Here is a 988-nt window from a genome sequence, read left to right as displayed (position 1 = left end):
TGACCTTTGCCGTAATATAGATAGGTGATATCCGTTAAAAGCACTTTCCCAGGAATATTTTGTTTGAATTTTCGGTTTAAAAGGTTGGGTACAACTCGGTGCTCCTGTGTGGCTTTCATCATTCGTCTATATGGATTTGCCTTTCGAATGGGACAAATGATGGCAAATTTCTTCATAATCCTCCGAATACGCTTCAAATTGAAGACAACTTGAAATTGACCCGCCAAGGTCATTTTAATTTGACGAGCCCCTTTCTTACGCCCTTTAAAATGGAAGGCTTTTAAGATGATCTCTTTTGCAATTTCATCCTTCTGGTCTTTTTTCTTTCTCTGTTCCTGCGACTTAGCCGAGAAATAATTATAATAACCGCTACGAGACACACTTGCTACTTCACAAAGATAACGCACCATATGTTTAAGCTGGTACTTTTCAATGACGGAACGGATAAGCATATATTTCTGGCCAGGAGGCAGGACTACGGGCTTTCCTTCAGCCCCCTTTCTGCTATACGAATCTTTTTTAACAGTTCATTTTCGGCTTTTAATAAGTTGTTTTGAGCCTCTAAACGAGCGTACTTTTCCTCTAGAGTCAGTTCCTTTTCACGAGGGCGTCCAGTGTTTTCGGTTCTACTGTCATGCAACCCAAGCAACCCGTTTTCGCGGTATGCGTTTAGCCATCTATCTGCAGATGACTTCACTCTCTGTGGTCCAATTACATCCACATCAAACCCATATTCCTCAAAGATCTGTCTTGGAAATTTTCCTTTTTCGTATTCAACAATAAAAATACGCTTAAATTCATCGGTATAAGTAATTGACTTCGCACTTACTGATTTGATGTGAGAATTTCGCTTTAGTTGGTTCATCTCTTTTTCCGTAAATATCTTCTTGCTCATACTTTCCCCAGCCCCGATTTTTTTCTTAATTATACAGAAAAGTACCCTATAGGTAGACTTTTTTAACGTGTCTACTCTATAGGGTACATTTTA

At 39.2% G+C, this 988-nt stretch carries 1 pseudogene; it reads right to left on the bottom strand.

Annotation, left to right across the window (positions count from 1 at the left end):
* Window positions 1–895, bottom strand: a pseudogene (locus tag EDM55_RS29855) (HTH domain-containing protein); the annotation flags it as partial.
* Window positions 896–988: the final 93 nt, after the last annotated feature.

Source organism: Brevibacillus centrosporus (assembly GCF_003710815.1).
GTDB lineage: Bacteria > Bacillota > Bacilli > Brevibacillales > Brevibacillaceae > Brevibacillus > Brevibacillus centrosporus.
This window is presented reverse-complemented; position numbering and strand designations above follow the sequence as displayed.